Genomic DNA, 12,206 nt, shown 5'->3' on the forward strand with positions numbered 1-12,206 from the left:
GCGGAGTGGCCCGTGCCTGCGCTCAAGCAGCGGGACCTGTGCGCGTCCCCCCGGCGTGCCGGGCCCCGCCGCACTCCCCGTCGAGCGCGGGGACAGTCCACCGCACGACAGCCCGTTGGGGCACCGATCCGGGAAACTCCTGGACGTTCCTGGACGAACCGGGTAGGCCGGGGTCGAACAGGCGCAGGACGCGCTGCCGACACCGCTGCCGACACCGCTGCCGACACCGCTGCCGACGCCGCTGTCGGCGGCCGAGAAGGAGGAACTGGTGCGGATGTCGACCCTGGTGCCGGAGCGCCGCGCGTGAGCGGCACGATGCGCGCGGCCGTGCTCAGCGGACCCGGCCCGGTGGAGAACCTGACCGTGGTGGACAAACCGGTCCCCGAGCCCGAACCGGGCTGGGTGCGGATCAGGGTGCGGGCCTTCGGGCTCAACCGCTCCGAACTGCACACCCGGCTGGGCCTGGCCGAGGGCGTGACGTTCCCGCGCGTGCCGGGCATCGAGGCGGTGGGCGAGGTCGACAGCGACTGCGACCTGCCGCGAGGGCAGCAGGTCGCCGCGATGATGGGCGGCATGGGACGGGTCTTCGACGGCGGGTACGCCCAGTACACCGTGGTGCCCCGGCACACCCTGGTCCCGTTCTCCTCGCGGCTGCCCTGGGAGGTGCTGGGCGCGGTGCCCGAGACGCTGCAGACCGCCTACGGGTCCCTGACCACCGGGCTGGACCTGCGCGCGGGCCAGACGCTGCTGATCCGCGGCGGCACCTCCGCCCTGGGGTTCGCCACCGCGGCGCTGGCCAAGGACATCGGCGCGACCGTGCTGGCGACCACCCGCAGCGCCGACCGGACCTCCGTGCTGCGCGACCACGGCGTGGACCACCCCCTGGTCGACGACGGGCACGTGGCCGAGCGGGTCCGCGAGATCGTGCCCGAGGGGGTGCACGCGGCGCTGGAGCTGGTGGGCACGCCCACGCTGCCCGACACGCTGGCCGCCACCCGCGTGCACGGCACCGTGTGCTTCGCCGGGATGCTGTCCAACGAGTGGATCGTGCCCGACTTCTACCCCATCGGCTACCTGCCCAAGGGCGTGCGGCTGACCGCCTACGGCGGCGAGAGCGACGACCTGCCCGCCGAGGTGCTGCAGCGCTACCTGGACCAGGTGGCCTCCGGGGAGACCAGGCTGTGGCCGACCACGGTCTACCCGCTGGAGGACATCCGCCGCGCGCACGACGACCTGGAGCACAACCGGCAGGTCGGCAAGCTCGTCGGGATTCCCTGAGCCGGGGTGTCGATCCGGTCGTTCCCCGTTCGCACCCCTCATGCGAACGGGGAACGACGCGTGACGGCTCAGCGCAGTGCTCGCAGCAGCTCCACCAGCTCCTGGGGGCCGAACCCCATCCCGTTGACGCCGACGGTCACCTCGACCTTGCTCACCCTCGGGTCGGTGGTGCTCTGCGCGCGGGTGAACAGGTGGATGCCGCGCTCCTCGACCAGTTCGCGCGCCGCGGCCTCCGCTTCCTGCCTGGACATGGGCAGCAGGAGGTGGAACATCGGCGTGCACGGCACCTCGGGCACGGTGCGGGCGAACCCGTCGGCGTTGATCGCGGCGGCCAGCGCCACCGCGTGGTCGCGGAACTCGGCCATCCTGGGCAGCACCTCGTCCAAGCCCATCAGCGCGGCCACTGCCAGCGGCCACGCGTCGGGGATGTCCCCGCCCAGCCGCCTGCGCCACACCGACGCCTCGTCGACGACGTCCCGCTCCCCCGCCAGCACCGCGCCGCGCACGCCTTCCAGTCCTTTGTAGAGGGAGACGTAGACGGTGTCGAACAGCGCCGCGATCTCGCTGAACGGCCGGTCGTAGTACGGCTGCGACTCCCACAGCCGCGCGCCGTCCACGTGCCGGGCGATGCCGCGTTCGGCGGCCCACCCGGTCTGCGCGACCAGGTCGTCCCAGCTCGGCAGCAGGCCGCCGATCTCGCGCTGGGGCAGTTCCAGCAGCAGCGCCGACAGCGGTTCGCGCACCTCGTGCAGGTCGTCGAGGGTGATCAGCCCGTTGTGGTCGCCGACCGGCTGGAACCGCAGGCCGTGCACCGCGCTGTAGCCGTTGTTCTCCCACAGCGCCAGATGGCACTGCGGGTGGGCGGCGAAGGTCGGCCTGCCGCGCCGGTCGGCGTGCACCCGCAGGGCGGTCTGCTGGGCCATCGTGCCGGTGGGGAAGAACAGGGCGGCGGGCTTGCCCAGCAGACCGGCGATCCGCTCCTCCAGCTCGGCCACCGGCGCGTCGGGCCGCGTCCCCGGCGGCACCCGCTCCAGCAGGCGGCTCAGGATCTTGTGCGGGTCGCGGCGCAGCGGCGCGTGCGCGACGAGAGAACGTCGGATCTCTGCCATGCGCCGCAGTCTCCGTTCACCCCCGTGGGCCGGGCAACCACAAAAGGTGGAGCTTGACGTCGGCGTCGGCGAAGCGGGCGAAGGCGGTCAGGGCGGCCTCGGGGGTGGCGGACTTGGTGTGGAAGTCGCCTTCGGTGGAGACGACTTCGGCGTGGCCGGCGAAGGCCATGCCGTAGGCGGCGATCCAGCCGTCCTCGCGGTCGCCGTACTCGTGGGCGATGGCGAACAGGCGCGGGGCGTCGTCGACGGCCAGGCCGGTGAGGTAGGCGGTGAAGTCCTGGTCGCTGGTGCACCACTGGTGGAGCAGGTGGTTCATGGCGGCGGTCCCTTCCGGTTGTGCTGCTGGTGTGGACCAGCCTTGCCCGATTCACGGCGCGCCACTTGATGTGGAATCGCATGACCTGTATGCGGCTCAGCGCATAGCCCACCAGCGGTCTTCACGTACTGTGTCCACTCTTGCGCGGAGAGTCAGAGCAGGTGAAGAGGTGAGTGGATATCGACGAGCAGGTGCGCCATTGCCGCTGCGGAACCCGACTGGCCCGCGACAACAAGGGGGTGCAGTGCAATGCGTGCGCCAGGGCTGCTCGTGACCACCTGGTCCGGCCGCCTGCGGTCCCTGCCGAGTTCTGGCGCACCGAGGAGATGCGTGCGGCCCTGGCGAGCTGCGAGATGGGCGCCGTCATCCGGGCCTTCCGCACGCATCCGCACCACGGCAGGTGCATCTCCCAGCGGATCGCGGCGGCGTGGGTCGGCGTCACGCAGACCCGGTTGAGCCGGATCGAGAACGGCGAGCGGATCGTCAACCTCAACAAGCTCACGCGTTGGGCTCATGTGCTCGGCATTCCCGCCGACCTACTGTGGTTCCGGATGCCGCGCGGTGACACCACACCCCAGGTGCCCGGCGTCACCGGCAGGTCGAGTCCGGATCGGAGCGCCATGAGCCAGCTCAGCCGTCGCGCGCTGCTCACCCGCGCGGCCCTCGCGCTGCCTGCCCTGGACGGGGACGAAGCGGAACACGTCGTCAAAGCACTGGCCGATGCCCGTCGATACCTCGACCGCGACCTGCTGCGGCACTTCGACCGCCAGATCAGCGCGGTGATGGCACATGACCGTTCGGTCGGGGCGAGGGAAGCGCTGCCGATGGCGCTGGGGCTGGCGGGCGCTGTGCAGCACAGCGCGCGGGACGTCAAAGCCGACGTCCGCTGCTCCCTGCTGGGGGTCGGAGCCAGGGCTGCGGAGCTGTGCGGCTGGTTGTACCGGGAGCTCCACGAGCCGGTCGCGGAGGGGTTCTGGCTCGACCGGGGCATGGAGTGGGCGCAGGAGGCGGGTGACACGGCGATGCAGGGCTACCTGCTGCTCAAGAAATCGCAGATGGCCTACGACGACCGTGACGGCCTGCGAGTGCTGACGCTGGCCCGAGCTGCGGGCGCGGGTCCCTTGGCGACTTCCGGCCAAGGTGCGCGCCGAGATCAGTCAGCAGGAGGCGCTGGGCATGGCCATGATCGGCGAGCCCCTGCGCGGTGTCGAGGACAAGCTCGACCAAGCCCGGCGGTTCTTCGCCCGCTCGACGGGCGAGCAGGGGCCGCTCGGGGTGTACTTCGGCGAGCACACGTTGCGGCTGCGTGAGGCCAATTGCCACACCGAGGCAGGCCGCCCCAAACGAGCGGCGGAACTCTATGCCGTGATGCTGGCCGAGGACGTGCTGCCGCGTCGGAACGCGGGCTTGCACCGGGCGCGATGGGCGGCGGCGCTCGCGTTGAGCGGGGAGCCCGATGAGGCTGCCAGGGTCGGGTTGGAGTCGGCGCGGGCGGCCGAAGCCACCCATTCGCAACGCACCCTGCGAGTGCTGGCGGAAGTTGTTCGGACCCTTGAGCCGTGGCGCAACCGTCCCGCACCGCGTGCGCTGCGCGAAGCACTGCCCGTGTAGTCGGTCCTGGCGAGCGAACGGAGGGGACGACGTGCATCGCAAGGCGTTTCTGCGGGCATTGGCCGGGAGTGTCGCCGGCCTGGCCTTCACCGATCCCGTCACCGACGTGCTGGTGGGCACTGCCTGAGCGGCTGCACAACGTCGCATCGGGCAGACCGAGGTCGACCAGGTGCGACAGAACTGCTCGACGGCCGGTTCGCGCGGGACACGATCCGCACCGGGTTGTTCTCGGCGGTGGCCGACCTGGCGGACACAGCGGCTGGCATGTGTTTCGACGCGGGTCTGCACGAGCACGCCGAGCGTTGCTCCCGGTTCGCGGTCGGCTGCGCCACCGAGGCGGACGACTGGGCGATCCGCGCCAAGGCACTGTCGGGCATGGCCAACCTCGCGGTGCACCGCGGGCGAGTCGATGAGGCGCTCAGCTACGCGGAGATGTCGTTGGTGCGCCTGGACCGGTTGCCCCCCGTGGTCCGGGCGGTGCTGCACACCCGGCACGCACGGGCACTGGGCGCGATGGGCGTGACGCGCCAGACGGACTGCCTGGTCGCCGTGCGCCGGGCAGAGGACACCTTCGCAATACGTGCGGGTGAGGAGCCGGACTGGATTTCCTACTACGACCGGTCGCGGCTGGACCGGGACACCGGTAGGGCACTGCTCGGTCCGGCTCTCGGCGGTGGTGATCACCGCGAGGCCGAGCACCGATTGAGCGCGGCGGTCGGAGCTTTTCCCGACCGGCACTCGCGAGGCAGGGCACTGGCTCTGGCGAACCTGGCGGTGCTGATGATGACCTGCGGCGACCCGGTTCGAGCGGCGGAGCTGGGCACCGAGGCGATCCGCTCAGACCGGGTGGTCGAGTCGTTCCGACGGTTGCGGGCGGCCGGTCAGAGGCACCGGGCAGTGCCCTCGGTGCGCGAGCTGAACCGGGAACTCGACCGCGCGACCAGGGTGACAGCTGGGTGAAGCGCGTTTCCACCGCAGAGGTCAAAGCAGTGGGGTGCCACCTCGCGGACTGTGATACTGATCGACATGGGGAAGACTTACGAGCGGATCGAAGGCCGGTTGCGGGAGTTCATCGAGGCGCAGCCGGTGTTCTTCGTCGCGTCCGCGCCGCTGGCCGAGGACGGGCACGTCAACGTCTCGCCCAAGGGCCGGGCGGGGACGTTGCGGGTGCTGGACGAGCGGACGCTGGCCTACCTCGACTTCGGGGGCAGCCACGCGGAGACCGTCGCGCACCTGCGGGAGAATGGCCGGATCACGTTGATGTGGTGCGCGTTCGACGGTCCGCCCAACATCGTGCGGGTGCACGGGACGGGAGAGCCGGTGTTCCGCGACGACCCGCGCTTCCCCGAACTGGTGGCCGGGTTCGGCGATGCCGACGGGCCGGCGTTGCGGGCGGTCGTGCTGGTCACGGCCAAGCTGATCAGCGACACGTGCGGGTTCGCGGTGCCGTTCATGGACTACCGGGGTGAGCGGACGTTGCACAAGGAGCACTTCGGCCGCAAGTCCGACGAGGAGTTCGCCGCCTACTGCGAGTCCAAGCCGCACAACGTCAGCAGCATCGACGGGTTGCCCGCGATCCCGCTGCCGCTGCCTGCCCGGCCCTAACGGGATCACCGATCCCGGCCCGACACGCCCAACACGCCCGCCTCCGGCGTCGTCCACTTATGGGCGTGTTGGGCGTGTCGCTCCGGCGAGTCGAGCGTCCAAGCACCCTGAATTCAACATTCGCGCACCTGACGCGTACTTCCTCGCACCTCGGGTGGTAGTTACCGGCCCTCCCCGCCCCGCCGGGTAGTACTTGCCGACGCAGCAGGGGGTGCCCGCGAGCGCCGTCTTTGGCGACCTGCCGCGCGGCGAGCGCATTACGGGTAGTAGTTACTGGTCCCCGCACAGCCACCGGGTGGTACTTGCCGACGCACTGCGGGGGTGCTTCACCGGGTGGGCAGGGTTTGGCGGCGGGTCAGGGCGAAGACCAAGGCGACTGCCAGGGCGGCGGTGACCAGCAGGAACGCGGGCCCGCCGCCGTGCCGGTCGCCCAGCGGGCCCGCCAGGGCCGACCCCAGTGCGCCGCCGAGCTGGCCCACGGTGGTCAGCCAGCCGTAGACCTCGGCGCTGCGCTGCTCCCCCACCGCCGCGGCGACCACCTGGTCGCCGGTGGCCAGCCACGGCGACAGGGCCAGGCCGAACCCGCCGATCGCGACGGCCATGGGGGTCACCCCCGAGGGCAGGGCCAGCGGCAGCGAGGTCAGGGTGAGCACGGCCAGCAGCGCCAGGTAGGTGGTGCGCAGCGGCAGCCGGGGTGGGCGGGCGACCAGGGCCAGGCCGCCGACGAGGCTGCCGACCGACCAGATCGCGACCAGCACGCCCGCTTGGCCGGGTTGGCCGCTGTGCTGGGCGAAGGCGGGCACCAGCACCCACATCGCGCCCATGCAGATCCAGTAGCCGAGGTAGGTGCCCGCGAGGGTGCGGACCACCGGCAGGGCGTGCGGTCGGGTGTTCGGCTCGCCGCGAGGCGTGGGCGCGTGGGGACCGGTCGCGACCGAGGGGACCGCGACGGCCAGTGCCAGCGCTCCGCACGCGGCGGTGGCCAGGACCGCGACGACGGGGTCGGCCAGTGCCGTCCACGCGGTCACCCAGAGCGGTCCGGCGATGTAGACGGTCTCCATCGCGACCGCGTTCACCGCGTACCCGCGGGTCCGCTCCCCCGGCGCGAGGCGGGCCAGCAGCGCCCGGACGCTGCTGGCGGCCGGTGGGGTGCACAGTCCGGAGAGCGCGGCGACGCCGACGAACGCGGCGGGCGCGCGAGCGGTGATCAGCGCGGCCTGGGCGACGAGGAACAGCGCGCACGACACGGTCAGCACGCGCCGGTCGCCGAAGCGGGCCAGCGCTCGGGACCACCAGGGCGAGGTCACCGCCATGCCGACCGCCGCCGCACCGCCCGCCAGACCCGCCACGGCGAAGCTGCCGGTGACGTGCGAGCCCAGCAGCGTCACCAGAAGCGGGCGCATGGCCACCGGCAACTGGCCGAGGTTCATCGCGATGACCACGACCAGCAGGCGTAGATTCATGAGTTATGAATGACCTGGACGCCAAAGCGGCAAACGTGCTGGGCGCGGTGGGGTTGCTGGTAGCGGGGGCGGTGCGGGAAGCGGTCACCGGCGTCGTCGGCGCGGGCGGGGTGCTGGGCGAGGCGCTGATCGCGATCAAGGACCAGCCCGGTCGCACCGCCGACTGGTTGGCTTCGGTGCTGCGCATCTCGCAGCCGGGGTCGGCGCACCTGGTGCGCAGGCTGACCGAGGCGGGCTGGGTCCAGCGCGGCACCGCGCGCGACGGGCGCAGCCGCCCGCTGCGGCTGACCGAGGCAGGCGAGCGGGTGGCGGCCGATGCGCTGGCGGCCCGGCAGGCGGTGCTGGCGCAGCTGAGCGAGCGGTTGACCCGGCGGCAGCGGCAGGAACTGGTGGAGATCGCCGACGCCCTGCTGGGCCCCGAGGCGCGCACCGAGCAGTTGCTGGCCGAGCTGTGCAGGCTGTGCGACCGGGACAGCTGCCCGCGCTGCCCGGTGCACGCCGGGTGGCTGCGGGTGTGCGGGCGCGACGGTGGAGGATGGGACGGTGGCGACTCCTGACTTCGTCCTGGCCCTGCGCGAGAAGATCGGCACCGACATGCTGTGGCTGACCGGCGTGACCGCCGTGGTGCTGCGAGGGCAGGAGGTGCTGCTGGTGCGCCGGGCCGATTCGGGAGCCTGGACCCCGGTGACGGGCATCGTCGACCCCGGTGAGGAGCCCGCCGACGCGGCGGTGCGCGAGGTGCTGGAGGAGGCCGACGTGCACGCCGCGCCCGAGCGGCTGGCGATGGTGCACGTCCTGCCGCCCGCCCGGTACGCCAACGGCGACCAGGTGCAGTACCTGGACCTGGTGTTCCGGCTGCGGTGGGAGTCCGGCGAGCCCTACCCCGCCGACGGGGAGAACACCGAGGCCCGCTGGTTTGCGCTGGACGGGCTGCCGGAGTTGGAGGCGACCATGCGCGCCCGCATCGACGCGGCGGTGGCCGACACCCCGCACGCCCGGTTCACCTCGCGCGGCGTGCGATGACGCTGCCGCTGTCCCGGTCGCAGCCAGAGCGATCGCTCGACGTGGAGGCAGACCCCGAACGCCCTTGCTGATGGAGGGGACGCGACACCGGGGGGCCACGTCACGGTGACAAGGCCCCGACCGGCGCTGGGCGCGGTAGGCGTTGTCGAGCCGTTCGCGGGTCTACGGCGCGACCGGATGTTGATAGCGCAGGGCTTGGGTTGCGACCCTGGCCCCGAGGTGACGTGCCGTGGTCATGTCGGCGGTGTGGACGGCCTCTGGGCCTTGGTCGTTCCAGGTTTGGGCGCCCGCGCCGAGGTAGAACCCGAGCCGGTTGTCGTCGTGTTCGCTGCTGGTGGTGGTGTTCCAGCCGGGCATCAGGCCCAGGCTGACCCAGTGCATGCCGTGTTGCGCGGCGAGCAGGGACAGGTACTGCAGCGTGTGCAGCTTGTCGCCGCTCATCGATCCGGAGTTGGTGAACCCGGACGCGAGCTTGTCCAACCATTGCTGGGTCATCCAGCGCTTCGAGGTCGCTTCGGCGAATACGTGGAACGCCCCGGATGCCGATCCCATGTAGGTCGGTGTTCCGAAGATGATCGCGTCACTGGTATCGAGGATCGCCCACTTCGCGTCGGTCATGTCCGCTACGTCGACCATGTCGGCGCGGGCCTCCGGTACCGACTCGATACCGTCGCGCACGGCCTTGGCGATCTGCAGGGTGTGCCCGTAGCCGGAGTAGTAAGCGATGGCGACTTGAACGGATGGCATATCGGATTTCCTTTCGTCGTGCGGGGCCGGCTCAGGACTCGCGTGAGCCTGCGGTCTCGGTCATGTCCGGGTAGCGTTCGCCGGCCACCTGCTCGGCGATCGGGTCCAGACGTGCGAGTTCGTCGTCGGTGAGGGTGATCTCGAGCGCGGCCAGGTTCTCCGCCAGTCGGTCCGGTTTGCGGGTGCCGGGGATCGGCACCACGGTCAGGTTCCGCACGACGGCTTGTCGATGCAGCCAGGCCAGGGCGACCTGCGCCATCGACGCACCGCGAGCTTCGGCGATTTCGGCGACAGGTGTGAGCAGCTCGGCGTTGCGCTGGGCGTTCTCGCCGGTGAAACGGGGGAACACCGAACGGATGTCGTTGCCCTGCGACTGGGCAGGCATCGCGCCGGTCAGGAAGCCCCGCCCGAGCGGCGAGTAAGGCACAACGCCGACGCCGAGTTCAGCGGCGGCCGGCACCAGGGTGCGCTCGATGTCACGAGTGAACAGCGACCACTCCGACTGCACGGCAGCGATCGGGTGGATGGCGTCGGCTTCGCGTAGCTCATCGCCCGTGACTTCGCTCAACCCCAGGTAGCGCACCTTGCCCTGCGTCACCAAATCGGCCATCGTTCCGATCGGATCGGCCAATGGCACCTTCGGGTCGTAGCGGTGCATGTAGTAGAGGTCGATCACGTCGAGGCCGAGCCGGGACAGGCTGCCGTCGATGGCCTGTCGGATATAACGTGGATCGTTGTTCACGGACATCGAACCGTCGTCGTCGCGGACACTGCCGAACTTCGTGGCGATGACGACCTGCTCGCGGTGAGCCCGCACGAACGGGGCGAGGAAGCGTTCATTCTCGCCGCGGCCGTACATGTCGGCCGTATCGAACATCGTCACGCCCCGCTCCAGAGCCGCATCCAATGTCGCGCGAGCGGCCGACTCGTCGGTGTCGCCGTAGAACTCGCTCATCCCCATGCAGCCGAGGCCCTGCGCCCCCACCACCAGACCCCGACCACCGAGCCGGACCTGCTCCAGCCGTTTGCCGTCAGCCACTTCCGCCCCCCATCTGTTGACGTTGATAACGCTAGAACCGTGACAGTGTCACTGTCAACGTCAACAGGCTTCTGTTATCGTCGGCACATGAAACCCGACGATCGACGCGGCGGCGGGTCCGACGAGCAACGCGAGCGCATCCTGAGCTCGGCGGTGAAACTGCTCGCCGATGCCGGGCCATCCGCGTTGTCCACTCGAGCCGTCGCGGCAGCGGCCGGAGTTCAGACGCCGACGCTGTACCGGCTCTTCGCGGACAAGGACGGGCTGCTCGACGCCGTGGCCAGCTTCGGCTTTGAGAGCTACCTCGCCGAGAAGCGCGCGTTCGAGCCCAGCGACGACCCGGTCGACGACCTGCGCCGGGGCTGGGAGGTACACGTCGAGTTCGGGTTGGCCAATCCCGCCATCTACACGCTGATGTACGGGAACTTGCGGCCGGGCCGCCGTCCCGCGGCGGCAACGGAGAACCGGGCCATCCTGCGCGGCATGCTCGAACGCGCCAAAGTGCAGGGCCTGCTCCGGGTACCTGTCGAGACGGCCGTGGTGGCCATCGAGGCGTCCACGACAGGCGCGGTCCTCCTCCTGCTGGCCCAGCCGGAACAGGCGCGGCACGCCCAGCTGATCCGACCATTGCGCGACATCGTGCTCGACGCCCTGATGGAGCAGGCGGAACCGCGCGCCGACGACCGCTCCCACATCGCCGACCGCGCACAGTCACTGCTCGCGATCATCACCCCCGCCGGCAATGCCGACCCCGTGGTCGACGCGGGCTTCAGCGTCTTCGAAGCCGGCCTGCTGCGCGAGTGGCTCGCACGGCTCAACGAGGCCCACGAATCCGCCGGTAGCAGCAACCCGGCATCTCGATGACGGCGGCGGACTTCTCGCAGTGGGGGGCGATCCGCTCCAGCAGCGCGTCCAGGCTGGTCGTGGAGCCCCGGTCCTCACCGTCGGAGAGCGCGAACCTGCTGGGCGAGGCGCTGCTGGAGGTACGGGCCGCGCTCAGGGCGTGAGCACGATCTTGCCGCGGGTGCGGCCGGACTCGATCAGCTCGTGTGCCTTCCCGGCCTGCGCCAGCGGCAGCACCGCGTCCAGCTCGGTGCGCAGCGCCCCACCCTCGACCAGGTCGGCCAGCGCGGTCAGGCCCAACCGGTCGGGTTCGCACAGCACCGCCGCGGCGCGCACCTCGCGGCCCGCGGCCGCCTCGGCCAGCGCGGGCAGGGTGTTGCCCAGGATGGTGACCACGGTGCCACCGGGCCGCACGACGGGCACCGAGCGGACGCCGATGTCCCCGCCGACGGTGTCGAACACGACATCGACGTCGCGGACCTGCTCGGCGAAGTCCGCGGTGGTGTAGTCGATCGGCTCGTCCACCCCCAGCTCGCGCAGGAAGTCGTGCTTGGCGGCGCTGGCCGTGCCGATCACGTGCGCTCCCCTGGCCTTGGCCAGCTGCACGGCCACGTGGCCGACACCGCCCGCGGCGGCGTGCACGAGCACGCGCTGGCCTGCCTGCAGGTGGGCGGTCTCCACCAGGCTCTGCCACGCGGTCAGGCCGACCAGCGGCAGCGCGGCGGCGTGCGGGTGGTCCAGCGCCGCGGGCTTGGGCGCGAAGTGGCGGGTGGGGGCGACGACGTACTCGGCGTAGGCGCCCGCCTCGCGGGGGAACAGGGGCATCCCGAACACCTCGTCGCCGGGCCGGAACAGGGTGACGCCGAAGCCGACGGCCTCCACCACGCCGGAGACGTCCCAGCCGAGCACGAACGGCAGCTCGCCCAGCAGGTACCCGGTCGCGCGGGTCTTGGCGTCGACCGGGTTGACCCCGGCGGCGTGCACGCGGACGAGGATCTCGGTGGGGCCGGGTTCGGGCCGGGGCCGTTCCACCTCGTGCAGCACCTCGGGACCGCCGAACCGGTCCTGGCTGATCGCGCGCATGGCAGTCATGGACCGATCCTGGGGCAGGTCGCCCAGGTGCGCCAATCGCGCCCGCACTCCGACGGGTCGCGATGAATTACGTCCGATTC

14 protein-coding genes and 1 pseudogene are annotated in these 12,206 nt (G+C 71.3%); 9 read left to right on the forward strand and 6 right to left on the reverse strand.

Features of this window, described 5'->3' with window-relative positions; genetic code table 11:
- Positions 1-315 precede the first annotated feature (315 nt).
- Entirely contained in the window at positions 316-1,278 is a 963-nt protein-coding gene (locus JOF41_RS12810) for a zinc-binding dehydrogenase (protein ID WP_209624161.1), read from the forward strand.
- A 68-nt stretch (positions 1,279-1,346) separates the two neighbouring features.
- Here the strand turns inward: JOF41_RS12810 and JOF41_RS12815 are convergent, their stop codons facing one another.
- Both JOF41_RS12815 and JOF41_RS12820 read right to left on the reverse strand, forming a co-directional pair.
- Positions 1,347-2,387, reverse strand: coding sequence for a threonine aldolase family protein (locus JOF41_RS12815; protein WP_209618957.1), 1,041 nt, complete (start codon positions 2,385-2,387; stop codon positions 1,347-1,349).
- A gap of 16 nt (positions 2,388-2,403) precedes the next feature.
- Entirely contained in the window at positions 2,404-2,703 is a 300-nt protein-coding gene (locus JOF41_RS12820; protein ID WP_209618958.1) for a hypothetical protein, read from the reverse strand.
- Positions 2,704-3,056: 353 nt separating this feature from the next.
- On the opposite strand from JOF41_RS12820, the pseudogene JOF41_RS38795 reads away from it, so the two are divergent.
- The 4 genes and pseudogenes from JOF41_RS38795 to JOF41_RS12840 all read left to right on the forward strand — a co-directional run.
- Positions 3,057-3,233, forward strand: a pseudogene (locus tag JOF41_RS38795) (helix-turn-helix domain-containing protein); the annotation flags it as partial.
- Between the two features lie 652 nt (positions 3,234-3,885).
- The gene (locus JOF41_RS12830; RefSeq protein ID WP_504739847.1) at positions 3,886-4,314 is read left to right on the forward strand and encodes a hypothetical protein; all 429 of its coding nucleotides are present in this window, start codon (positions 3,886-3,888) and stop codon (positions 4,312-4,314) included.
- A gap of 123 nt (positions 4,315-4,437) precedes the next feature.
- On the forward strand, positions 4,438-5,274 hold the full coding sequence (locus tag JOF41_RS12835; RefSeq protein ID WP_504739848.1) for an NsdA family TPR-like regulatory protein: 837 nt from the start codon (positions 4,438-4,440) through the stop codon (positions 5,272-5,274).
- A 66-nt stretch (positions 5,275-5,340) separates the two neighbouring features.
- Positions 5,341-5,919, forward strand: a complete 579-nt coding sequence (locus JOF41_RS12840) for a pyridoxamine 5'-phosphate oxidase family protein (RefSeq protein ID WP_209618968.1) — start codon at positions 5,341-5,343, stop codon at positions 5,917-5,919.
- A gap of 326 nt (positions 5,920-6,245) precedes the next feature.
- On the opposite strand, the gene JOF41_RS12845 is transcribed toward JOF41_RS12840, so the two are convergent.
- Positions 6,246-7,382 carry an MFS transporter gene (locus JOF41_RS12845; RefSeq protein WP_209618971.1) on the reverse strand — a complete coding sequence of 379 codons (1,137 nt, stop codon included), beginning with the start codon at positions 7,380-7,382 and terminating at the stop codon, positions 6,246-6,248.
- A gap of 5 nt (positions 7,383-7,387) precedes the next feature.
- On the opposite strand from JOF41_RS12845, the gene JOF41_RS12850 reads away from it, so the two are divergent.
- Positions 7,388-7,939: a MarR family winged helix-turn-helix transcriptional regulator gene (locus tag JOF41_RS12850; protein ID WP_209618973.1), complete on the forward strand. Its 552-nt coding sequence runs from the start codon at positions 7,388-7,390 to the stop codon at positions 7,937-7,939.
- On the forward strand, positions 7,926-8,405 hold the full coding sequence (locus JOF41_RS12855; RefSeq protein ID WP_189223545.1) for an NUDIX hydrolase: 480 nt from the start codon (positions 7,926-7,928) through the stop codon (positions 8,403-8,405). Before JOF41_RS12850 ends, JOF41_RS12855 begins: the two co-directional genes overlap by 14 nt.
- Positions 8,406-8,567: 162 nt before the next feature.
- Here JOF41_RS12855 and JOF41_RS12860 read toward each other — a convergent pair whose 3' ends face one another.
- Together JOF41_RS12860 and JOF41_RS12865 are read right to left on the reverse strand one after the other, a co-directional pair.
- Positions 8,568-9,152 carry a flavodoxin family protein gene (locus tag JOF41_RS12860; protein WP_189223544.1) on the reverse strand — a complete coding sequence of 195 codons (585 nt, stop codon included), beginning with the start codon at positions 9,150-9,152 and terminating at the stop codon, positions 8,568-8,570.
- Between the two features lie 31 nt (positions 9,153-9,183).
- Entirely contained in the window at positions 9,184-10,191 is a 1,008-nt protein-coding gene (locus JOF41_RS12865; protein WP_307867398.1) for an aldo/keto reductase, read from the reverse strand.
- A gap of 87 nt (positions 10,192-10,278) precedes the next feature.
- On the opposite strand from JOF41_RS12865, the gene JOF41_RS12870 reads away from it, so the two are divergent.
- Entirely contained in the window at positions 10,279-11,055 is a 777-nt protein-coding gene (locus JOF41_RS12870) for a TetR/AcrR family transcriptional regulator (RefSeq protein ID WP_209618975.1), read from the forward strand.
- Positions 11,052-11,198 (forward strand): hypothetical protein, encoded by a 147-nt coding sequence (locus tag JOF41_RS12875; protein ID WP_209618977.1) that lies wholly within the window; start codon positions 11,052-11,054, stop codon positions 11,196-11,198. Before JOF41_RS12870 ends, JOF41_RS12875 begins: the two co-directional genes overlap by 4 nt.
- Here JOF41_RS12875 and JOF41_RS12880 read toward each other — a convergent pair.
- Positions 11,188-12,117, reverse strand: coding sequence for an NADP-dependent oxidoreductase (locus JOF41_RS12880; RefSeq protein ID WP_209624165.1), 930 nt, complete (start codon positions 12,115-12,117; stop codon positions 11,188-11,190). The genes JOF41_RS12875 and JOF41_RS12880 overlap by 11 nt on opposite strands.
- Positions 12,118-12,206 lie beyond the last annotated feature (89 nt).

Source organism: Saccharothrix coeruleofusca (genome assembly GCF_017876325.1).
GTDB classification, from domain to species: Bacteria; Actinomycetota; Actinomycetes; order Mycobacteriales; family Pseudonocardiaceae; genus Actinosynnema; species Actinosynnema coeruleofuscum.